Below are 20,435 nucleotides of genomic sequence, written 5' to 3'. Positions count from 1 at the left end.
ATCGAGGGGGGAAGAGGGGTCAGATCCTTTTCCTGCGGAAAAGGGATCTGACCCCGGAAGCGGCCGGCTGTTGCTTTTGCTTCTGCTCTTTTCTTTTGATCTTCCGTGGCTGGCGCACACGGAAACTGTCAGAGGTCGGGCGGGAGGGGCTGCGCAGGGGCGTGAGCCGCATGGATGCGGCGACCGAGCTTACATGGACGTACTTGCAGCGGCCCCTGCGCAGTCCCTCCCGCCCGGCCAAGCACGGCTGTTGCTTTCACGCCCCCCAGCCAGCCACGAGGGGCTCCGCCGTTGGCCGTATCCGCGCCGAAGGCGCGATAATGACCGGATGGAAACTGTCCGCATCGCTACCCGCAAGAGCCCGCTCGCCCTCTGGCAGAGCGAACACGTCGCCGACCGCCTGCGCCAGGCCGACCCCGGCCTGCACGTGGAACTGGTGCCGATGAGCACCCGCGGTGACGAGGTGCTGGACCGCTCGCTGGCCGCCATCGGTGGCAAGGGCCTGTTCCTGAAGGAACTGGAGCTGGCCATGCTGCGGGGTGAGGCCGACTGCGCCGTGCACTCGCTGAAGGATGTGCCGATGGAACTGGATGCGCCCTTCGCGCTGCCGGCGATGCTGACCCGGCACGACCCGGCCGATGGTTTCGTCTCCAACCTGTACGCCTCGCTGGACGCGCTGCCGATCGGCGCGCGGGTCGGCACCTCGTCGCTGCGCCGCCAGGCCCAGCTGCGCGCGCTGCGCCCGGACCTGGAACTGCTGGACCTGCGCGGCAACGTCAATACTCGCCTGGCCAAGCTCGACAACGGTGGCTACGACGCCATCGTGCTGGCGGTGGCCGGCCTGGAGCGCCTGGGCCTGGGCGAGCGCATCGTCGCGCGCCTGCAACCGCCGCAGTGGCTGCCGGCGCCGGCGCAGGGCGCGGTGGCGGTGGAGTGCGACGGAGGCAACACGCGCCTGATGGCGCTGTTCGCCACGCTTGATGACGCCGCCACGCGCGCCTGCGTGGAAGCCGAGCGGGCCATGAACCGCGCGCTGCATGGCAGCTGCCACGTGCCGGTGGCGGCGATCGCGCAGTGGCAGGGCGACGACCTGCACCTGCAGGGCCTGGTCGGCAGCGCCAGTGATGGCCGCGCCGTGCGTGCCGAAGCGGTGGGTCCGGCCCGCGATCCGGAAGCGCTGGGCCAGCAGGTGGCGAAGCTGCTGCTGGACGATGGTGCTGGCGAACTGCTGAACGTCTGAGCCATCGCAGGTAGTGCCGCGGCCAGCGGCCGGCACTACCGGAAGAAGAACGGGCGCCCTGGGCGCCCGTTCTGCTTATTTGAACTTGTAGACCACGTTCATCGTGGTCAGCGTATCGGTCTTGCGCTTGTCGACAGCGACGTCGCTGTTGTAACGCGCCTGCCAGCCGGCCTTCAGCGCCAGGTGCTCGTTCATGCTCACCGAGACACCGAAGTCGTTCTGGCCGAAGGTGTTGTACGAACCGGACTCGACCAGCAGCGTGTTCACCAGGTCGGTGTTGTCGGTCAGCGAGTACTTCAGGTCGAACAGGCCACGGCCGATCATGCCGGTACGGGTGCGGTCATCCTCGGTGCTGTGGGTACGGCGCACGCCGGGGCCGATCTGCGCGTCGAACGAAAAGCGCTCGGTGTTCCAGAGGCGGGTGCCGTAACCCAGACCGAACGAGCTCTGGCGGTCGTAGGTGGCGAAGTCGTCGCGCTCGGTACGCACCGTGGCCGTCAGCTGGCGGTGCTCGCCCAGCTGCAGCGCGCTGCCCGCACTGCCGGTGTAGCGGTTGGCGGTGGTGTTGCTGCGGCGGGTGGTGGTGCCGTCGTCATTGGTCTCGGTCACCTTGGAGCTGGAGCGCAGGCCGAACAGGTCCATGCTGTGCACCCAGTCGCCGTCGGTGTAGCGCAGGCGCAGGCGGCCGTTGAAGCTCTCGGTGCTGCTGTTGCCGCGTGCCGAGGCAAAGCCGAGCTCGCCGCCGCTGCCACTCCACGGCGAGGACATCGCCGCCAGTTCGGAGGCATCCTGCGCGTATGCAAGCGGCGCACACAGCAGCAGGGGGATCAGCAGGGACACGCGCAGGGACATCGAGGCTTCTCCGGAACGGTTAACAGCCGGTGATGATACTGGAAGCGTGATGGCGGTCCGAATCGATCCAAAGCGTGCTTCAGCGAACGTTGCCGCGATCGCCTGTTCAGGGCAGATCGACACGCAATGCGGGGTCGTTGAAGCGCGAATAGCGCAGGCGCAGCTGGAAGCTGCGGCCATTGCTGCTGCCGCTGCGCACGATCTGGCGTGGCAGGCCCTGGGCATCCACCCAGTACTCCAGGCGTTCGCCGGGCTGGCTGCCGCGCAGCCGGTAGTGACGGGTCTCGACCCCATCCAGCGCCTGGCTGCCGAGGTCTTCGGCCTTCAGGTCGGCGGGCAGGGCGTCGGCCGGCAGCGGGTTGCGCCACTGCTCGAGCAGGCCGGGCGGGGCCGGCACCTGGCGGATCGCACCGTCGGCCTGCAGGAACAGGGTGTCGCCGATGATGGTCTGCGGCCCGGCCGGGGTCTCCACCCGGAAACGGTCGGGTGCAACGAAGTCCATGGCGCTGCGTACCCGCTGCGGCGCGCCCAGCACCTCCAGTTCGGCGTGGAAGCTGCGCAGGGCGGCGAAACGCTGGCTGGCGCCCAGCACCGCCTGTGCCGGATCGGCGGCGGGTACCGGGGCCTCGGGGCCCGCCGGCGCCGGCGCGCGATCGCAGGCGGCCAGCAGCAGGCAGGCCAGCAGGGACAGGGCAGGCAACCGGCGCATCGGGCATTCCACGGGGTGGGGGCGACCACGATAGCCCAAACGTTCCACACAAGACCCGCGACTCGGACATAATCGGGGGTATGGACCGATACGAACGCATCACCGCCCTGCATCGTCTGCTCAAGTCCGCGCGCTATCCGGTGACGGTGGCGACCCTGCAGGACAAGCTCGGTTGTTCCCGTGCCACCGTCTATCGCGACCTGGCCTTCCTGCGCGATGCGCTGATGGCACCGATCGAGGGCGACGGCGAGGCCGGCTTCCGCTACCAGGCCGACGAGAGCGACCGCTTCGAGCTGCCCGGCCTGTGGCTCAGCTCGGAGGAGCTGCATGCCCTGCTGGCCTCGCAGCACCTGCTGGCGCGTACCGGCGGCGGCGTGCTGTCGTCGGTGCTGGCGCCGCTGCAGCAGCGCATCGAGAGCCTGCTGGCGGCGCAGGCCGGTGTTTCCAGTTGGCCGGTCGACCGCGTGCGGGTGATTCCGCACCGTGGCCGCAAGTTCGACGAAGGCAGCTTCCGCAGCGTGGCCTCGGCGGTGCTGGAGCGCCGCCAGCTGGCGTTCGAATACCGCGCCCGCTCCACCGACGAGCCGACCAAGCGCACCGTCTCGCCGCAGCGCCTGACCCATTATCGCGACAACTGGTACCTGGATGCCTGGGACCACGACCGCGAGGCGCTGCGCAGTTTCGCGGTGGACCGCATCCACAAGGCACGGGTAATCGACAATGCCGCCCGCGATGTCGCCGACAGCGAGCTGGACGAGCAGCTCGGCGCCAGCTATGGCATTTTTTCGGGTGCCCCGAAGGGCTGGGCGACCATCCTGTTCAGCGCCAAGGCTGCGCGCTGGGTGGCCGACGAGCACTGGCATTCCAAGCAGCAGGGTCGTTTCCTGGCCGATGGCCGCTACGAACTGAAGGTGCCGTACAGCGTCTCGCGAGAGTTGCTGATGGACGTGCTGCACTATGGTTCGGATGCCGAGATCATCGAGCCGATCATGCTGCGCGAGCAGGCCAAGGCGCTGCTTGAGCTGGCCCTGAGCAACTACGAAAAATCCTGACACTCCCCCCGAGAACCCCGTCCCCCATGAAGAAGACCCTGTTGCTGTCCCTGCTCGCCGCTGCGCTGGCCCTGACCGCCTGCGGCAAGTCCGGCGAGCCCTCGCAGAAGCTGGTGGTGGCCGCCACGGCCGTGCCGCATGCCGAGATCCTCGAGGTGGTCAAGCCGATCCTCAAGCAGGAAGGCGTGGACCTGGACGTGCGCGTATTCAACGACTACGTGCAGCCCAACGACCAGCTGGTGCAGAAGCAGGTGGACGCCAACTACTTCCAGACCGAGCCGTACCTGGATGCCTACAACCGCGACCGCAAGACCGACCTGGTGAAGGTGATCGGCGTGCACATCGAGCCGTTCGGTGCGTACTCGCGCAAGGTCAAGTCGCTGGCCGAGCTGCGCGACGGTGCCGACGTGGTGATCCCGAACGATCCGAGCAACAACAGCCGCGCGCTGATCCTGCTGCACAAGGCCGGCGTGATCGAACTGAAGGACCCGGCCAACGCGCTGTCGACCCAGCGTGACATCACCGCCAACCCGAAGAACCTGAAGTTCCGCGAGCTGGACTCGGCGATGCTGCCGCGCGTGCTGGACCAGGTCGATCTGGCCCTGATCAACACCAACTATGCGCTGGACGCCGGCCTCAACCCGACCAAGGATGCGCTGGCGATCGAGAGCAAGGATTCGCCGTACGTGAACTTCCTGGTCGCGCGCCCGGACAACAAGGACGACGCCCGTGTGCAGAAGCTGGCCAAGGCCCTGACCAGCCCGCAGGTGAAGGCCTTTATCGAGACCAAGTACAAGGGCGCGGTGCTGCCGGCGTTCTGATTGCGGCTGATCTGTTGATTTGAATGGTGGGTGTCGACCTTGGTCGACACTGCCTTCCCTGTAGAGCCGAGCCCACGCTCGGCTCTGCTGTTTCCGGCATTTCACCAACGGCAGCCGAGCATGGCTCGGCTCTACCGTGTCACTCCACGTGCCGCAGCAGGGCAGGGCATTGCAGTTTCAATCGACGTGGAAGGCGAGGGTGGCGGCAACCGCCTGCTGCCATCCCGCATACAGCTTCTCGCGCCGCGACACCTCCATCTGTGGCTCGAAGCGCCGGTCCAGGCCCCACTGTGCAGCGATCTGTTCGCGGCTGGACCAGAACCCGACGGCCAGGCCGGCCAGATAGGCCGCACCGAGCGCGGTGGTTTCGGTCAACCGCGGCCGCAGCAGCGGCACACCGAGGATGTCTGCCTGGAAGCTGGCCAGGAAGTCGTTGCCGATCGCACCGCCATCGGCGCGCAGTTCGGTCAGCGCGATACCGGCATCGGACTGCATGGCATCGAGCACGTCGCGGGTCTGGTAGGCCATCGCTTCCAGCGCGGCGCGCACGAAGTGCGCCTTGCGCGTGCCACGGGTCAATCCAAACATCGCACCGCGCACATCACTGCGCCAATAGGGTGCACCCAGGCCGACAAACGCCGGCACCAGATAGGCGCCGCCGCTGTCGGGCACCTGCGCGGCCAGTGCCTGGCTGTCGCTGGCGCGTTCGATCATGCGCAGTCCGTCGCGCAGCCACTGCACCACCGAGCCGGCGATGAAGATCGACCCTTCCAGCGCATACTCCACGCGCCCGTCCAGGCCCCAGGCAATGGTGGTCAGCAGGCCGTTGCGCGACCGCACCGCCTGCGCGCCGGTATGCATCAACATGAAGCAACCGGTGCCATAGGTGTTCTTGACCATGCCCGGCTGGAAACAGGCCTGGCCGAACAGTGCCGCCTGCTGGTCACCGGCGATGCCGGCGATCGGGATCGGGTGGTCGAAGAAGAACTGCGGCCGGGTGTGTGCGTACACCGCACTGGAGTCGCGCACCTGCGGCAGCATCGCGCGCGGGATGTCGAGCAGGGCCAGCAGATCGTCATCCCAGTCCAGCGTGTGGATGTTGAACAACAGCGTGCGCGCCGCGTTGCTGTAGTCGGTCACATGCGCCTGGCCGCCGCTGAGGTTCCACACCAGCCAGCTGTCGATGGTGCCAAACAGCAGCTCGCCACGTTCGGCGCGCTGCTGCGCACCTTCCACGTGGTCGAGGATCCAGCGCACCTTGGTCGCAGAGAAATAGGCATCGATCAGCAGGCCGGTCCGCTCGCGGATCAGCGCTTCATGGCCTTCGGACTTCAGGCGTTCACAGATGGCGTGGCTCTGCCGCGATTGCCAGACGATGGCGTTGTGGATCGGCTGGCCGGTGGCACGGTCCCAGACCACGGTGGTTTCGCGCTGGTTGGTGATGCCCAGTGCGGCGATATGACGCGGGTCGATCTGCCCGCGGCTGAGCAGTTCGGTCAGCGTGGCATAGACGCTGGTAAGGATCTCGCGCGGGTCATGCTCGACCCAGCCGGGTTGCGGGAAGATCTGCGCGAACTCGCGCTGCGCGCTGCCGATGATGTCGCCGGCACGGTCGAACAGGATCGCGCGCGAACTGGTGGTGCCCTGGTCGATGGCCAGCACGTAGCGGGGCGTCATGCAGCGTCTCCGGTAGAGCAGTCAGGGTAACTTACCTTTCTCTCTGTAGAGCCGAGCCATGCTCGGCTGCATTTGCACAACGCAGCCGAGCATGGCTCGGCTCTACACAGTGGAGTGTTCCATCCACGCCTGCAGCCGTGTCACCTGCGCAGCGTCCAGCCGCAACCCCAGCTTGCTCCTTCGCCACAGCACGTCCTCGGCAGTGCGCGCCCACTCTTGCTCGCGCAGAAAGGCCACTTCCCGGGCATGCAGGCCGCCGCCAAACGCCTCGCCAAGATCGTGCAGGCCCCGTACACCCTGCAGCAGTTCCGCGCTGCGACTGCCATAGGCCCCGGCCCAGCGTCGCGCGATACCTGCGGGCAACCAGGGTGCCGATACCTGCAGATGCGCGCCCGCCTGCGCGGCGTCGCCCCAGTCGCTGCCTGGCAGCGGGTCTCCGTTTGCCGTCCACGCCGCTCCCATCTGCGGCAGGGCGGGCCGCAGCAGCTCCAGCGCTTCCTCGGCCAGCACCCGGTAGGTGGTCAGCTTGCCGCCCAGCACATGCAGCGCCGGTGCCGGGTCCACCTGCAGCTGCAGGCGGTAATCGCGGCTGAGTCTTGCCGCGCGCGGATCGGGATCGGCCAGCAGCGGGCGGACACCGGCGAACTGCCAGACCACATCTTCCGGCGCGATGGGTTCATGCAGGTAGCGATTGGCCGCTTCGCACAGGTACGCCACCTCTGAAGGCAGCACGCTGCAGCGCGCCGGGTCGCCGCGATAGTCGGTGTCGGTGGTGCCAACCAGCAGGTGGTCGTGGGCGAAGGGCAACAGGAACACCACGCGTCCATCGGGTTGCTGCAGCAGGCACGCGCTGTCATCGGGCCAGGGCCGGTGCAGGACGATGTGGCTGCCTTGTACCAGCCGCAGCGCGGGGCCGCCACTGCGTGCCTCCATCCGTTCCAGCAGGCCGCCGGCCCACGGCCCTGCCGCATTGGCGACGGCGCGCGCGGTCACCTGCTGCTGGCCATCAGCGGATTCCAGCACGGCCTGCCACCGGCCCTGTAAGGGCTGCAGGTCGATGCAGCGGCTGCGTACACGCACCTGTGCGCCCCGCTGCGCGGCATCCAGGGCGTTGAGCAGCACCAGTCGCGCGTCATCGACCTGCGCGTCGGCGTAGCTGAAGGCCTGCCGCAGATCCGGGGAAAGCCAGGGGCCGAGCGGATCGCGCTGAAGGTCCAGGGCGCGCGAGGCGGGAAATGCCGGGCTGCGACGGCCCAGGTGGTCATACAGCCACAGTCCCGCGCGTAGCATCCAGCGTGGGCGCAGATGGGGTTCCCACGGCAGCACAAAGCGCAATGGATGGACCAGATGGGGCGCCTGCCGGCGTACCACCTCGCGTTCGCCCAGCGCCTTGCGCACCAGCCCGAGCTCGCCCTGTTCCAGGTAGCGCAGGCCGCCGTGGATCAGCTTGCTGCTGGCGCTGGAGGTATGCGCGGCCAGGTCGTGCTGCTCGCACAGCAGCACGCGCAGGCCGCGGCCGCTGGCGTCACGGGCGATGCCGGCACCGTTGATGCCGCCACCGATCACCAGCAGGTCGACGTCGTCCATCGTGTCTTCGCGTCCTGTTTGTGTAGAGCTGAGCCCATGCTCGGCTGCTTTTCGGGTCAGCCGGGCAAGCTCGACTCTACAAAAAAGCAGCCGAGCGCGGGCTCGGCTCTACACGCGGAACGCCGGTGACGGAAACGACGACGGGCCCCGAAGGGCCCGTCGCGTTGCATCAGTGAAGCGGGTGCAGCCTGGATCAGAAGCGGGCGCCGATGCCGAAGCCGACGGTCCACGGATCCATCTTGGCTTCGCCGATCTTCTCGCCGCCAACCTTGATGTCCGGGCGGGCGCGCATGTAGCGGGCGTCAGCACGGGCGAACCAGGTGGAGTTGATGTTCATGTCGACGCCGACGGTGCCGATCACGCCCTTGGCATCCTTGAAGCGGATGTCGGTGTCAGCGCCGTTGCCCAGCTTCTCGTTGCTGAAGCTCGACTGGTAGTAGCCGACGCCCACGAACGGACGGAACACGTTGTCAGCCTGGCCGAAGTGGTACTGGCCGCTCAGCGCGACCGGCTGCTGCTCGACCGAGCCCAGGCGGGCGTTGTTCGGGCCCTTGAACTTGTTGTCGAACTTGTCAGCGGCGCCCCACAGCTCAACGGCCCAGTTGTCGTTGATGTAGTAGCTGAAGCTGACGGTCGGCGCCGGGCCACCATCGGTCTTCTTCACGCCGGAGATCGGATCGTTCTTCGGTTCCAGCAGCGAGATGCCGCCAACAACGGCAAAATGCTTGCCCGACGCGGTGTCGGTGCTGCTGCTGTCCTGGGCGAAAGCGGCCGGCGCGAAGGCGGCGGAGGTCAGCAGGGCGAGACTCAGGATACGGATGGAGCGCATGGGGGTATCTCCTAATGTTTCTTGTTTTGGGCCCCCGGTTGCGGGGCGAGCACACCGTAGTCGCCCCAACATGAATCGAATCCGACGCACGTTAAAAAATAGTTTCCCTTGTTCAGCGACGGGTACGGAACGCCTTTATTCATGGGGTTTCTGGCGCTCGGGGACATTCATGCAGTTGGAGAAGATGTGAGCACAGCAACGTTGTGCATTGGCCTGCAAGCGCAGGTGAACGTGGAGTGCCGGGTGCTGCTGCTGGGCTCGATGCCGGGCGTGGCGTCCCTGCAGGAGCAGCGCTATTACGCCCATCCGCGCAACCGCTTCTGGCCGCTGATGGCCGACATCTGTGGTTTCGACGCGGATCTGGCCTACGCCGCGCGGCTGCAGGCATTGAATGCCGCGGGCATCGGCCTGTGGGATGTGATCGGTCGCTGCGAGCGCCGAGGCAGCCTGGATGCGGACATCGTGCGTGGCACGGAAGTGGCCAATGCACTGCCGGAACTGATCGCCACGTTGCCTGAGCTGACGCTGATCGGCTGCAATGGCGCTGCATCATGGCAGGCGTTCCAGCGCTGGGTGCTGCCGCAGCTGGAGGCCCCGCCACAGGTGGTTGCATTGCCCTCGACCAGCCCGGCCAATGCGGCGTGGTCGTTGCCGCGCCTGCGCCAGGCCTGGCAGCCGGTTGCAGACGCACTGGCGACATGAAGCGGACATCGTCCGGACAATACGCTACCGACTGGTCGCGGCCGGGACCCGTGGGCAACAGCCTGTCCCGGCTGCGTGCGTACTGAAAACACCTGTAACGGTTGGCGCTGGACCCCGCTGGCCGCACAATAGACGTTTCCCTACACCAGATTGCCGGAGTTATCCCCATGGCCGAAATCAAGGAAGCACTTGTCCCCGATATCGGTGACTACAGCGATATCCCGGTAATCGAGGTGCTTGTCGCCGTCGGCGACACGGTCAAGAAGGACCAGGGCCTGGTGACGCTGGAAAGCGACAAGGCGACCATGGAAGTGCCGTCCTCGGTGGCAGGCGTGGTCAAGGAACTGAAGGTCAAGGTGGGCGACAGCCTGTCCGAAGGCAAGGTCGTGGCGCTGATCGAAGTGGCCGAAGGCGAAGCCGCCGCGCCGGCCGCCGCCGCACCGGCACCGGCCAAGCCCGCTGCCCCGGCTGCCGCCACCCAGAGCGCGCCGGCCCCCGCCGCTGCTGCGGCGGCCGCTCCGGCCACTCCGGCCGCCAGCGGTGGCGCAGTGGAAGCGCTGGTGCCGGACATCGGCGACTACGCCGGAATTCCGGTCATCGAAGTGCTGGTCGCCGTCGGCGACACGGTCAAGAAGGACCAGGGCCTGGTCACGCTGGAAAGCGACAAGGCCACGATGGAGGTGCCGTCGTCTGTGGCCGGTGTGGTCAAGGAGATCAAGGTCAAGGTGGGCGACAATCTGTCGCAGGGCGACGTGGTTGCCATCATTGAAGCCGAAGGCGCTGCCGCGCCGGCACCGACCAAGGCGGCGGCTGCCGCTGCTCCGGCTGCCGCCGAGACCGCCACCAAGGTCGAGCCGGTCGCTGTGCCGGCACAGCCGGACAAGCTGGCGGCGCGCGAGATCGCCTCGGCCGGCACCCCGTCCAGCCCGCCGGTGCAGTTCAACGCCGATGGCGTGCTGCCGGCCAAGGTACCGTACGCCACCCCGGCGGTGCGCGTGTTCGCCCGCGAGCTGGGCGTGGACCTGCTGCAGATCAACGGCACCGAGAAGGGCGGCCGCATCACCAAGGGTGACGTGCAGAAGTTCGTCAAGGCCGCGCTCAGCGGTGGTGTGCCGGCTGCCGGTGGTGCTGCCGTCGCTGCCGGCGGTGGCCTGAACCTGCTGCCGTGGCCGAAGGTCGACTTCAGCAAGTTCGGCGAGACGGAAGTGCAGCCGCTGTCGCGCATCAAGAAGATCTCCGGCGCGAACCTGGCCCGCAACTGGGCGATGATCCCGCACGTCACCCAGTTCGAACAGGCCGACATCACCGACCTGGAAGGCCTGCGCGTGGCGCTGAACAAGGAAAACGAGAAGGCCGGCATCAAGCTGACCATGCTCGCCTTCCTGATCAAGGCCAGCGCCGCGGCGCTGAAGAAGTTCCCGGAATTCAACGCCTCGCTCGACGCCAGCGGTGAAAACCTGACCCTGAAGAAGTACTTCCACATCGGCTTTGCCGCCGATACGCCGAACGGCCTGGTCGTGCCGGTCATCCGCGACGTGGACAAGAAGGGCGTGGTGCAGATCGCGCAGGAAACCGGCGAACTGGCCAAGAAGGCGCGCGACGGCAAGCTGGGCCCGGCCGACATGAGCGGCGGCTGCTTCTCGATCAGCTCGCTGGGCGGCATTGGCGGCACCGCGTTCACTCCGATCGTCAATGCACCGGAAGTGGCCATCCTGGGCGTGTCCAAGTCCTCCATCCAGCCGGTCTGGAATGGCAAGGAGTTCGCGCCGAAGCTGATGCTGCCGCTGTCGCTGAGCTACGACCACCGCGTCATCGACGGCGCCCTGGCCGCACGCTTCACCACGTACCTGTCGCAGGTGCTGGCCGACATGCGCCGCGTGCTGCTGTAAGGCATCGCTTCGCCCCCACCGTGCGGCCGCTGCCCCTGGCGCGGCCGCGTGAACAGATGCAGTGACAGCCCGCCGGCCCTGCCGGCCGGGCACAAGGAAAACCACCATGGCCACGATTGAAGTCAAGGTTCCCGACATCGGCGATTACAGCGATGTTCCGGTGATCGAAGTGTTGGTCGCCGTCGGCGACACGGTGAAGAAGGACCAGGGCCTGGTGACCCTGGAGTCGGACAAGGCCACCCTGGAAGTGCCGTCCTCGGCGGCCGGCGTGGTCAAGGAGATCAAGGTCAAGCTGGGCGACACCTTGTCCGAAGGCGCCGTGGTCGTGGTACTGGACGCTGAAGGCGCCGCCGATGCCCCGGCCAAGGCCGCTGCGCCGGCTCCGGCTGCGGCCGCTCCGGCCAGCAAGCCGCCGGTGACCCCCTCGCACCGCGCCCCGGCCGAGCCGGTGGCACCGAAGCCGGCGCTGTCCAGTGGCAAGCCGGCCGACATCGAATGCGAAATGGTCGTGCTGGGCTCCGGCCCGGGCGGCTACACCGCCGCCTTCCGCGCCGCCGACGTCGGCCTGGACACGGTGCTGGTCGAGCGCTACGCCAGCCTCGGCGGCGTCTGCCTCAACGTCGGTTGCATTCCGTCCAAGGCGCTGCTGCACGCCGCCGCGGTGATCGACGAAGTGGCCCACGCCGGCGATTTCGGCGTCGAGTTCGGCAAGCCGACCATCACCCTGGACAAGCTGCGCCAGTACAAGGAAAAGGTCGTCAACCAGCTGACCAAGGGCCTGGCCGGCATGGCCAAGCAGCGCAAGGTCCGCAACGTGCAGGGCGTCGGCAGGTTCATCTCGGCCAACGAACTGGAGATCACCGCCGCAGACGGCAGCACCCAGCTGCTGCGCTTCCAGAAGTGCATCATTGCCGCGGGTTCGCAGGCGGTGAAGCTGCCGAACTTCCCGTGGGACGACAAGCGCGTGATGGATTCCACCGACGCGCTGGAGCTGGCCGAAGTGCCGGGCTCGCTGCTGGTCGTCGGCGGCGGCATCATCGGCCTGGAAATGGCCACTGTGTACAGCGCACTGGGCAGCAAGGTCACCGTGGTCGAGTTCATGGACCAGCTGATGCCGGGCGCCGACAAGGACCTGGTCAAGCCGCTGGCCGACCGCCTGAAGAAGCAGGGCATCGAAGTGCACCTGAAGACCAAGGCCTCGGGCGTCACTGCCGATGCCAAGGGCATCACCGTGACCTTCGAGGCGGCCGAGGAAGGCCAGGCGCCGGCGCTGGCGCAGGGCACTTTCGACCGTGTGCTGGTGGCCGTCGGGCGTTCGCCGAATGGCAAGAAGATCGATGCCGAGAAGGCCGGCGTGCAGGTCACCGAGCGTGGCTTCATCCCGGTTGATCGCCAGATGCGCACCAACGTGCCGCACATCTTTGCCATCGGCGACATCGTCGGCAACCCGATGCTGGCCCACAAGGCCACGCACGAAGGCAAGCTGGCCGCCGAAGTGGCCGCTGGCCACAAGAAGGAGTGGGTGGCCCGGGTGATTCCGTCGGTGGCCTACACCAACCCGGAAATTGCCTGGGTGGGCGTGACCGAGACCGAAGCCAAGGCCAAGGGCCTGAAGGTCGGCGTGGCCAAGTTCCCGTGGGCCGCCAGCGGCCGCGCGATCGGCATCGGTCGCACCGAGGGCTTCACCAAGCTGATCTTCGATGAGGAGACCCACCGCATCATCGGCGGCGCGATCGTTGGCGTGCATGCCGGTGACCTGCTGGCCGAGATCGGCCTGGCCATCGAGATGGGTGCCGAAGCCGAAGACATCGGCCACACCATCCATGCGCACCCGACGCTGAGCGAATCGGTGGCGATGGCCTCGGAAATCTACGACGGCACGATCACCGATCTGTACATGCCGAAGAAGAAGTAAGGCGCCTGCGCCTTCACGAACGAAAAGCCCTGGCATCTGCCGGGGCTTTTTGTTTCTTCGTTCGACGCCGTTGCGAGCGTTCGGGCCGCTGCGCGGGTGGCAGGCATTTGGACAAATGTCCCCCGTCGCCCGCCTGCGGCGGTCGCCTCCTCCTTTACTTTGTCCAAATGCCTGCCACCCGCGCAGCGGCTCGGCTTGCGGAAAGTCGAGAGTCGGTGCTCAGGCCGCCTGGATGCATGACACGCGGAGGGAGTGGGGCTGTGTGCGAAGTAAAGGAGGAGGCGTCGGCCTCAGGCCGGCGCCGGGGGACATTCGCACGCAGCCCCGCTCCCTCCAGCGCTCGACCCAGCTTGCATCTGCGGCAACTGCCACCGCTCGCAGCGGCTCGGCTTGCTGAAAGTAGAGCCACTGCCACTGCAAAGGCCGCGTGGATGCCTGATACGCGGGGGGAGAGGGGCTTGTGTGCGAAGTAAAGGAAAGAGGCGTCGGCCGTAGGCCGGCGCCGGGGGACATTCGCACGCAAGCCCCTCTCCCCCCGCGCTCGACCAACCTGCTTCTCTGCTCGACGATGCCACAAAAAACGCGGCCCCGATGTTCCGGAGGCCGCGCCAGGAGAGAGAGCGTGGAAGGGACGAGGGATCAGAACACGAAGCTGACGCCGGCCACCGGGCCCTTGAATTCCTGCTTCAGGCCGATGGTGCCGTCGCTGCCCTTCTTGTCCGCATCGAGCTTGAACCAGTCGTAGCCGGCGAACACACCGAAGTTCCTGGTGAAGCGGTAATCGACGATGGCGTTGGCGCGGCTCAGATCGCCCTTGTAGTCATCGAAGCTGCCCCAGCGCGTGTTGAGGTACTGGCCCTGCAGGGTGATCATCCACTTCTCGGACGGGGTGAAGCTCAATCGCGCACCGACCACCGGCGCCACGCCGTCGGTCTTCTCGTTGAGGAACTGGCCTTCGTACACGGTGCCCAGATCGGCGTAGGCCTTGGTGCTGACCTTGGCGTACTCGGCACCCAGCTGCAGGCCGAGGTCGAACGTATCGGTGTCCACCACCGAGTAGTCATAGACCAGGCTGGCCACCTGGTACTTCAGTTCGCCCTTGACGAAGCTGCCGGACGGCACGTTGACGTCACCGAAGGAGATGTCCTGGCCGAGGGTCTCGCGGCGGTCCTTGTCGTACTTGAAATAGTTGAACAGCAGGCGCTGGCGGTTGCTGATGCGGAACATGCCGTCAATGCGCGGCTCCCACTCCTTGCCACCCAGCTTGAAGTCCTCGGAGAAGCCGATGTCCTGCCCGGCGACATTGGTCTTGCCGCGGAGCGTGTTGTCCGAGTCGATGTTCATCGCACCCAAGCGCAGGGCAAAGCGGTCGTCGCCTTCGGCGGCGTGGGCAGCGGTGGCGAACGAGGCGCCGGCGGCGATCAGGGAGAGAGCGAGCAGGGTGGGTACGGGGCGCATCGAAGAGTCCTTGCAGTGGTTCATCAGAATGAAGACCACTGTGCCGGACAGGCCCGTCCACCATCCGTGAACGTATGGTCCACGGCATGTGCACGGTTCAGTGCTGTCGCGGCGATGCAAAAAGATGGCCCCGGAGACGGGCTTCGGGGCCATCGTGGGACCTGCGGGGTGGAGCCGACGAGGATGCTGCAGGCAGGTCGAAAGATTGGACCCGCGTATCCGGCGAAAGTTCCTCGCCTGCGACCAAAGTTCAATACTGCGGTGCAGCATCATGCGGACGTCATTGTCCCCCGGGTGGTACGCAAAAATGTAACCGTTACCGCAACTTGCGGCTTCCCGGGATGAACAGGCAGCGGTTGTCTCGCAAATTGTCCCATTGCTATAATTTGGCGGCTCGATGAGGCCCCCCCCTGCTGTAGCCGCCTCAGCCTTCCACTTGCAACCACGCGGGACGTCCTGTGCTGAACTCCGTTGATGCGGGTCGGCGACTGATGCTGCGCGCCGCGGTCTACCCGCTGGCCGCGGTCGCTGTCCTGGCCCTGGCCTTCCTGCTGGTCGGTCCGAAATATGCCCTCGGCGCGCTGGCGTCCGGTGTGGCCATTTCGGCCGGTGGCTGGGTGGCGGCAAGGATGGCGCTGGGGGGCGGTGCGGTGGCCGCAGGATCGGCGATGGCTCGCCTGATCATTGCGATCGTGGCCAAGTGGGTCGTGGTTTTCGGCGTCCTGCTGGTGGGGTTCCTGGTCTTCAAGCTGCCTGCATTGGCGCTGTTGGCCGGTATCGCCGTCGGCTTGATGTTCCAGGTCCTGGCGATGGCCAGGCGTTGACAGAATTCAATTAACTGAAGGTTCCGGACACATGGCGGGCGAGGCTCTAACCCCTACCAGCTACATCCAGCATCACCTGCACAACCTGACCGCGCCGGTCGGCAAGGGTGAGGGTATGTTCTGGCATATCCACGTCGATACCTTCCTCACTGCGGTCCTGATGGGCCTGGTGATCGTTGTCGCGTTCTGGCTGGGCACCCGCAAGGCCACCGCCGGCGTGCCGGGCAAGTGGCAGGCCTTCGTCGAGATCTGCCTGGAGTTCGTCGACCGCCAGGCCAAGGACACCTACCACGGCAAGAGCAAGCTGGTCACGCCGATCGCCATCACCATCTTCTTCTGGATTCTGCTGATGAATCTGCTGAAGATGATCCCGGCCGATTTCATCGCCAAGCCGCTGGAATGGGCGGGCGTGCACTACTGGAAGCCGGTGCCGACCGCTGACGTCAATGCCACCCTGGGCATGGCCATCAGCGTGTTCTTCCTGATGCTGTTCTTCGCACTGAAGTCGAAGGGCCTGGGCGGCTTCATCAAGGAATTCCTGACGGCGCCGTTCGGCAAGTGGATGATGCCGTTCAACCTGATCCTCAACATCGTCGAGTGGCTGAGCAAGCCGATCTCGCTGGCGATGCGACTGTTCGGCAACATGTTCGGCGGCGAAATCGTGTTCCTGCTGATCTGGGTGCTGGGTGGTGCCGGTTTCTTCGGTGCCATTGCCGGTGGTGTGTTCGGCCTCGGCTGGATGCTGTTCCACCTGCTGGTGATCCCGCTGCAGGCCTTCATCTTCATGATGCTGTCGATCGTGTACCTGAGCCTGTCGGAAGACGCTCACTGAGTTTCAAGCTTCAACGCGTTTCAACCTTCATCCGTTTCATCACCCTTAGCAACTTAAGTTCCTGGAGATAACCATGTACTTCGCCGTCCTGACCAACTTCGCGCAGATTCAGAGCTCCACCGCCCTTGCCGTCGGCATCATGATCGGCCTGGCCGCGCTGGGCGCCGGTCTGGGTCTGGCCATCATGGCTGGTAAGTTCCTGGAGTCGGCCGCCCGCCAGCCGGAACTGATCCCGGTCCTGCAGGTCCGCATGTTCATCACCGCCGGCCTGATCGACGCCGCGTTCATCATCTCGGTCGCCGTTGGCCTGCTGCTGGCCTTCGCCAACCCGCTGTCGGCTGCCTTCGCTGGCGCCGTCACCAAGGCTCTGGCCGGCTGATACAGCGGTTTGAGACGACCGGGTGCTGATGCACCCGGTTTCGGATGAAGGCCGGATGTGCCGCTTCGGCGGCGCGTCCACCCCGAAACCAGCGATCGAGCTAACCATGAATATCAATTTCACCCTTCTTGCGCAGGCGCTGGCCTTCGCTGGTCTGATCTGGATCATCGCGACCAAGATCTGGCCGCCGCTGATGAACGCGATCGAAGAGCGCCAGCAGAAGATTGCTGAAGGCCTCGCTGCTGCCGACCGCAGCCAGAAAGATCTGGCCCAGGCGCAGGAGAAGGTCAACGAAGCGCTGAAGGAAGCCCGCACCAAGGCCAACGAGATCATCGATCAGGCCCATGCGCGTGCCAACCAGATCGTTGATGCTGCCCGCAACGAAGCGATCACCGAAGCCACCCGTCAGAAGGAACTGGCCCAGGCTGAAATCGACGCCGCCGCCAACCGTGCCCGTGAAGATCTGCGCAAGCAGGTGTCCGCGCTGGCCGTGACCGGTGCCGAAAAGCTGCTCAAGCGCGAAATCGACGCCAACGCCCACAAGGCGCTGCTCGACGAGCTGGCCTCGGAGATCTAAGGATGAGCCAGGCCCTCACGCTTGCCCGCCCGTACGCCCGCGCCGCGTTCGCGACCGCGCGCGACGAAGGCGCGTTCGCGCCGTGGTCGGACGCCCTGGCGTTCTCCGCCCACGTCGCCGCCGACCCGCGCGTGGCGGCCCTGCTCGCCAACCCGGAGCTGGGTCGTGACGACGCCGTCGCCCTGCTGGCGCCGGTGTCCCACGGCGAGACCTACTCGCGCTTCCTGGCCATCCTGGCCGAATCGCATCGCCTGCCGCTGCTGCCGGAAATCTCCGGCATGTTCGACGCCCTGCGCGCCGAAGCCGAGCACGTGGTCAAGGCCACCGTCACCTCGGCTGCCGAACTGTCGGCCGGTGAACTGGACGCGATCAAGGTCGCGCTGCGCAAGCGCTTCAACCGCGAGGTCGACGTGACCACCGCGGTCGATGCCTCGCTGATCGGCGGCGCCGTGATCGACGCCGGCGACGTGGTCATCGATGGTTCGCTGAAGGGCAAGCTGGCCCGTCTGCAGACCGCGCTCGCTAACTGAATTCATTTAACGTCCGGCCCCGCTGCCGGCACTAGGACTTGACGATGGCAACCACGCTCAACCCCTCCGAAATCAGCGAACTGATCAAGAACCGCATCGAGAAGGTCAAGCTGGCCGCGGAATCGCGCAACGAAGGCACCGTGACCAGCGTGTCCGACGGCATCGTGCGCATCTTCGGTCTGGCCGACGTGATGCAGGGCGAAATGATCGAACTGCCGAACAACACCTTCGCACTGGCCCTGAACCTGGAGCGCGACTCGGTCGGCGCCGTGGTCCTGGGTGACTACGAGCACCTGCGCGAAGGCGATGTCGCCAAGACCACCGGCCGCATCCTGGAAGTGCCGGTCGGTCCGGAACTGCTGGGTCGCGTCGTGAACGCGCTGGGCGAGCCGATCGACGGCAAGGGCCCGCTGGGCACCGACCTGACCGCTCCGGTGGAGCGCGTTGCTCCGGGCGTGATCTGGCGCAAGTCGGTCGACCAGCCGGTGCAGACCGGTTACAAGTCGGTCGACTCGATGATCCCGATCGGCCGTGGCCAGCGCGAGCTGATCATCGGTGACCGCCAGACCGGCAAGACCGCCATGGCGATCGATGCCGTGATCAACCAGAAGGGCACCGGCATCAAGTGCGTGTACGTTGCGATCGGCCAGAAGGCGTCGACCATCGCCAACATCGTGCGCAAGCTGGAAGAGAACGGCGCGCTGGCCCACACCATCGTGGTCGCCGCGACCGCTTCCGAATCGGCTGCCATGCAGTACATCAGCGCCTACTCGGGCTGCACCATGGGTGAGTACTTCATGGACCGCGGCGAAGACGCGCTGATCGTGTACGACGATCTGTCCAAGCAGGCTGTCGCCTACCGCCAGATCTCGCTGCTGCTGAAGCGCCCGCCGGGCCGCGAAGCCTACCCGGGTGACGTGTTCTACCTGCACTCCCGTCTGCTCGAGCGTGCAGCCCGCGTGTCCGAGGAATATGTCGAGAAGTTCACCGAAGGCAAGGTCACCGGCAAGACCGGTTCGCTGACCGCGCTGCCGATCATCGAAACCCAGGCCGGCGACGTGTCCGCCTTCGTTCCGACCAACGTGATCTCGATCACCGACGGCCAGATCTTCCTGGAAACCGACCTGTTCAACGCCGGCATCCGCCCGGCCGTGAACGCCGGTATCTCGGTGTCGCGCGTCGGTGGCTCGGCCCAGACCAAGATCATCAAGAAGCTGTCGGGCGGCATCCGTATCTCGCTGGCCCAGTACCGTGAACTGGCTGCCTTCGCGCAGTTCGCCTCGGACCTGGACGAAGCGACCCGCAAGCAGCTGGAGCGTGGCCAGCGCGTCACCGAGCTGATGAAGCAGAAGCAGTACGCGCCGATGTCGATCGCCAACCAGGCGCTGTCGATCTACGCCGTCAACGAGGGTTACCTCGACGACGTGCCGGTCAACAAGCTGCTGGCGTTCGAAGAAGGCCTGCACGCCCACTTCGCCAATACCCAGGGCGAGCTGATCAGCAAGGTCAACGCCACCGGCGGTTGGGACAACGACATCGAAGGTGCCTTCAAGAAGGGCATCGCCGAGTTCAAGACCACCGGCAGCTGGTAATCGCGGTCCTGTAGAGCGGAGCCCCAGGCTCCGCTGGACCAGATGACAAACGGTTGAACAACGCGGGGCATCAGCCCCGCGCCACGGGAAACAAGAGATGGCAAGCGGACGCGAAATCAAAACCAAGATCAAGAGCGTGCAGAACACCCGCAAGGTGACGCGCGCCCTGGAAATGGTCTCGGCCTCCAAGATCCGCAAGGCGCAGGATCGGATGAAGACCTCGCGTCCGTACGCGCAGGCGATGAAGCAGGTGATCGGTCACCTGGCCCAGGCCAGCACCGACTACCAGCATCCGTTCCTGGTCGAGCGTGAGCAGGTCAAGCGGGTCGGTTTTATCGTGATCTCCTCCGATCGCGGTCTGGCCGGCGGCCTGAACAACAACCTGTTCCGCAAGATGCTGGGCGAAGCCAAGGCATGGCAGGACAAGGGTGCCGAAGTGGACCTGGTGACCATCGGCCAGAAGGCTTCGACCTTCTTCCGCCGCGTGAAGGTCAACATGGTCGGCAGCGTGACCCACATCGGCGACGTGCCGAAGCTGGAATCGCTGATCGGTGTGATCAAGGTCATGCTCGACGCCTTCACCGAAGGCAAGATCGACCGCGTGTACCTGGTCTACAACCGCTTCGTGAACACCATGGTGCAGAAGGCCAGCTTCGATCAGCTGCTGCCGCTGCCGCCGGCCGAGAAGCAGGTCGCTCACCACGACTGGGACTACCTGTACGAACCCGATGCCGCGACCGTGCTGGAGCACGTGATGACGCGTTACATCGAGTCGCTGGTGTACCAGGCACTGCTGGAAAACGTCGCCTCCGAGCATGCCGCACGCATGGTCGCGATGAAGGCGGCGAGCGACAACGCCAACAAGCTGATCGGCACTCTGCAGCTCGTCTACAACAAGGCGCGCCAGGCAGCGATCACCCAGGAAATCTCCGAAATCGTCGGCGGCGCGGCAGCAGTCTGACCGCGTTCG

Annotated in this window: 19 protein-coding genes; 13 read left to right on the top strand and 6 right to left on the bottom strand. The window is 66.0% G+C overall.

All coding sequences use genetic code 11. The features are described from left to right. Window positions 1-328: 328 nt before the first annotated feature. Window positions 329-1,240, top strand: coding sequence for a hydroxymethylbilane synthase (gene hemC, locus ACUDTM_RS10100; protein WP_072167227.1), 912 nt, complete (start codon window positions 329-331; stop codon window positions 1,238-1,240). A gap of 75 nt (window positions 1,241-1,315) precedes the next feature. On the opposite strand, the gene ACUDTM_RS10095 is transcribed toward hemC, so the two are convergent. Next, the gene (locus tag ACUDTM_RS10095) at window positions 1,316-2,092 is read right to left on the bottom strand and encodes a DUF481 domain-containing protein (protein ID WP_049413237.1); all 777 of its coding nucleotides are present in this window, start codon (window positions 2,090-2,092) and stop codon (window positions 1,316-1,318) included. Window positions 2,093-2,198: 106 nt separating this feature from the next. Beyond that, on the bottom strand, window positions 2,199-2,801 hold the full coding sequence (locus ACUDTM_RS10090) for a hypothetical protein (protein ID WP_188240593.1): 603 nt from the start codon (window positions 2,799-2,801) through the stop codon (window positions 2,199-2,201). Window positions 2,802-2,881: 80 nt separating this feature from the next. Here ACUDTM_RS10090 and ACUDTM_RS10085 point away from each other — a divergent pair, with 80 nt between their 5' ends. Together ACUDTM_RS10085 and ACUDTM_RS10080 are read left to right on the top strand one after the other, a co-directional pair. Beyond that, a complete protein-coding gene (locus ACUDTM_RS10085) occupies window positions 2,882-3,853 on the top strand; it encodes a helix-turn-helix transcriptional regulator (protein ID WP_061479894.1) in 972 nt (323 codons plus the stop codon). Window positions 3,854-3,879: 26 nt separating this feature from the next. Then, window positions 3,880-4,674: a MetQ/NlpA family ABC transporter substrate-binding protein gene (locus ACUDTM_RS10080; RefSeq protein WP_049413241.1), complete on the top strand. Its 795-nt coding sequence runs from the start codon at window positions 3,880-3,882 to the stop codon at window positions 4,672-4,674. A gap of 177 nt (window positions 4,675-4,851) precedes the next feature. Here the strand turns inward: ACUDTM_RS10080 and glpK are convergent, their stop codons facing one another. From glpK to ACUDTM_RS10065, 3 genes are all read right to left on the bottom strand, one after another. After that, complete coding sequence (gene glpK / locus ACUDTM_RS10075; RefSeq protein ID WP_049413243.1) at window positions 4,852-6,351, bottom strand: glycerol kinase GlpK; 1,500 nt, start codon at window positions 6,349-6,351, stop codon at window positions 4,852-4,854. A gap of 102 nt (window positions 6,352-6,453) precedes the next feature. Continuing rightward, the gene (glpD, locus tag ACUDTM_RS10070; protein WP_088496545.1) at window positions 6,454-7,938 is read right to left on the bottom strand and encodes a glycerol-3-phosphate dehydrogenase; all 1,485 of its coding nucleotides are present in this window, start codon (window positions 7,936-7,938) and stop codon (window positions 6,454-6,456) included. A gap of 193 nt (window positions 7,939-8,131) precedes the next feature. Continuing rightward, window positions 8,132-8,767: an OmpW/AlkL family protein gene (locus tag ACUDTM_RS10065; RefSeq protein ID WP_005419535.1), complete on the bottom strand. Its 636-nt coding sequence runs from the start codon at window positions 8,765-8,767 to the stop codon at window positions 8,132-8,134. A 186-nt stretch (window positions 8,768-8,953) separates the two neighbouring features. On the opposite strand from ACUDTM_RS10065, the gene ACUDTM_RS10060 reads away from it, so the two are divergent. The 3 genes from ACUDTM_RS10060 to lpdA all read left to right on the top strand — a co-directional run bounded on the left by ACUDTM_RS10060 (window position 8,954) and on the right by lpdA (window position 13,273). Continuing rightward, window positions 8,954-9,469 (top strand): DNA-deoxyinosine glycosylase, encoded by a 516-nt coding sequence (locus ACUDTM_RS10060; protein WP_065178007.1) that lies wholly within the window; start codon window positions 8,954-8,956, stop codon window positions 9,467-9,469. A gap of 167 nt (window positions 9,470-9,636) precedes the next feature. Then, window positions 9,637-11,358 carry a dihydrolipoyllysine-residue acetyltransferase gene (gene aceF / locus ACUDTM_RS10055; RefSeq protein ID WP_188240595.1) on the top strand — a complete coding sequence of 574 codons (1,722 nt, stop codon included), beginning with the start codon at window positions 9,637-9,639 and terminating at the stop codon, window positions 11,356-11,358. A gap of 106 nt (window positions 11,359-11,464) precedes the next feature. Then, window positions 11,465-13,273 (top strand): dihydrolipoyl dehydrogenase, encoded by a 1,809-nt coding sequence (gene lpdA, locus ACUDTM_RS10050; protein WP_065178009.1) that lies wholly within the window; start codon window positions 11,465-11,467, stop codon window positions 13,271-13,273. A 639-nt stretch (window positions 13,274-13,912) separates the two neighbouring features. Here lpdA and ACUDTM_RS10045 read toward each other — a convergent pair. Next, window positions 13,913-14,731: a hypothetical protein gene (locus ACUDTM_RS10045; protein WP_005419516.1), complete on the bottom strand. Its 819-nt coding sequence runs from the start codon at window positions 14,729-14,731 to the stop codon at window positions 13,913-13,915. A 458-nt stretch (window positions 14,732-15,189) separates the two neighbouring features. Here ACUDTM_RS10045 and ACUDTM_RS10040 point away from each other — a divergent pair, with 458 nt between their 5' ends. From ACUDTM_RS10040 to atpG, 7 genes are all read left to right on the top strand, one after another. Continuing rightward, window positions 15,190-15,555 carry a hypothetical protein gene (locus tag ACUDTM_RS10040; protein ID WP_014648497.1) on the top strand — a complete coding sequence of 122 codons (366 nt, stop codon included), beginning with the start codon at window positions 15,190-15,192 and terminating at the stop codon, window positions 15,553-15,555. Between the two features lie 31 nt (window positions 15,556-15,586). Continuing rightward, window positions 15,587-16,387 (top strand): F0F1 ATP synthase subunit A, encoded by an 801-nt coding sequence (atpB, locus tag ACUDTM_RS10035; RefSeq protein WP_005411134.1) that lies wholly within the window; start codon window positions 15,587-15,589, stop codon window positions 16,385-16,387. A gap of 73 nt (window positions 16,388-16,460) precedes the next feature. Then, the gene (gene atpE / locus ACUDTM_RS10030; protein ID WP_005411133.1) at window positions 16,461-16,766 is read left to right on the top strand and encodes a F0F1 ATP synthase subunit C; all 306 of its coding nucleotides are present in this window, start codon (window positions 16,461-16,463) and stop codon (window positions 16,764-16,766) included. Between the two features lie 106 nt (window positions 16,767-16,872). Next, window positions 16,873-17,343: a F0F1 ATP synthase subunit B gene (locus tag ACUDTM_RS10025; RefSeq protein WP_005419512.1), complete on the top strand. Its 471-nt coding sequence runs from the start codon at window positions 16,873-16,875 to the stop codon at window positions 17,341-17,343. 2 nt (window positions 17,344-17,345) lie between these two features. After that, window positions 17,346-17,873: a F0F1 ATP synthase subunit delta gene (locus tag ACUDTM_RS10020; RefSeq protein ID WP_005411131.1), complete on the top strand. Its 528-nt coding sequence runs from the start codon at window positions 17,346-17,348 to the stop codon at window positions 17,871-17,873. A gap of 44 nt (window positions 17,874-17,917) precedes the next feature. Next, window positions 17,918-19,465 (top strand): F0F1 ATP synthase subunit alpha, encoded by a 1,548-nt coding sequence (gene atpA, locus ACUDTM_RS10015; RefSeq protein ID WP_005419511.1) that lies wholly within the window; start codon window positions 17,918-17,920, stop codon window positions 19,463-19,465. A gap of 97 nt (window positions 19,466-19,562) precedes the next feature. Beyond that, window positions 19,563-20,426 carry a F0F1 ATP synthase subunit gamma gene (gene atpG, locus ACUDTM_RS10010; protein ID WP_005411129.1) on the top strand — a complete coding sequence of 288 codons (864 nt, stop codon included), beginning with the start codon at window positions 19,563-19,565 and terminating at the stop codon, window positions 20,424-20,426. Window positions 20,427-20,435 lie beyond the last annotated feature (9 nt).

The sequence above is a fragment of the Stenotrophomonas maltophilia group sp. vghtpe118 genome (assembly GCF_052605195.1).
The sequence above is the reverse complement of the archived record's forward strand: the minus strand, read 5'-3'. Positions and strand labels throughout refer to the sequence as shown.

Bases quoted from the DNA above. Each gene is read 5' to 3' on its own strand.
- hemC (WP_072167227.1), top strand. From the start codon at position 329: ATGGAAACTGTCCGCATCGCTACCCGCAAGAGCCCGCTCGCCCTCTGG.
- ACUDTM_RS10095 (WP_049413237.1), bottom strand. From the start codon at position 2,092: ATGTCCCTGCGCGTGTCCCTGCTGATCCCCCTGCTGCTGTGTGCGCCG.
- ACUDTM_RS10090 (WP_188240593.1), bottom strand. From the start codon at position 2,801: ATGCGCCGGTTGCCTGCCCTGTCCCTGCTGGCCTGCCTGCTGCTGGCC.
- ACUDTM_RS10085 (WP_061479894.1), top strand. From the start codon at position 2,882: ATGGACCGATACGAACGCATCACCGCCCTGCATCGTCTGCTCAAGTCC.
- ACUDTM_RS10080 (WP_049413241.1), top strand. From the start codon at position 3,880: ATGAAGAAGACCCTGTTGCTGTCCCTGCTCGCCGCTGCGCTGGCCCTG.
- glpK (WP_049413243.1), bottom strand. From the start codon at position 6,351: ATGACGCCCCGCTACGTGCTGGCCATCGACCAGGGCACCACCAGTTCG.
- glpD (WP_088496545.1), bottom strand. From the start codon at position 7,938: ATGGACGACGTCGACCTGCTGGTGATCGGTGGCGGCATCAACGGTGCC.
- ACUDTM_RS10065 (WP_005419535.1), bottom strand. From the start codon at position 8,767: ATGCGCTCCATCCGTATCCTGAGTCTCGCCCTGCTGACCTCCGCCGCC.
- aceF (WP_188240595.1), top strand. From the start codon at position 9,637: ATGGCCGAAATCAAGGAAGCACTTGTCCCCGATATCGGTGACTACAGC.
- lpdA (WP_065178009.1), top strand. From the start codon at position 11,465: ATGGCCACGATTGAAGTCAAGGTTCCCGACATCGGCGATTACAGCGAT.
- ACUDTM_RS10045 (WP_005419516.1), bottom strand. From the start codon at position 14,731: ATGCGCCCCGTACCCACCCTGCTCGCTCTCTCCCTGATCGCCGCCGGC.
- atpB (WP_005411134.1), top strand. From the start codon at position 15,587: ATGGCGGGCGAGGCTCTAACCCCTACCAGCTACATCCAGCATCACCTG.
- atpE (WP_005411133.1), top strand. From the start codon at position 16,461: ATGTACTTCGCCGTCCTGACCAACTTCGCGCAGATTCAGAGCTCCACC.
- ACUDTM_RS10025 (WP_005419512.1), top strand. From the start codon at position 16,873: ATGAATATCAATTTCACCCTTCTTGCGCAGGCGCTGGCCTTCGCTGGT.
- ACUDTM_RS10020 (WP_005411131.1), top strand. From the start codon at position 17,346: ATGAGCCAGGCCCTCACGCTTGCCCGCCCGTACGCCCGCGCCGCGTTC.
- atpA (WP_005419511.1), top strand. From the start codon at position 17,918: ATGGCAACCACGCTCAACCCCTCCGAAATCAGCGAACTGATCAAGAAC.
- atpG (WP_005411129.1), top strand. From the start codon at position 19,563: ATGGCAAGCGGACGCGAAATCAAAACCAAGATCAAGAGCGTGCAGAAC.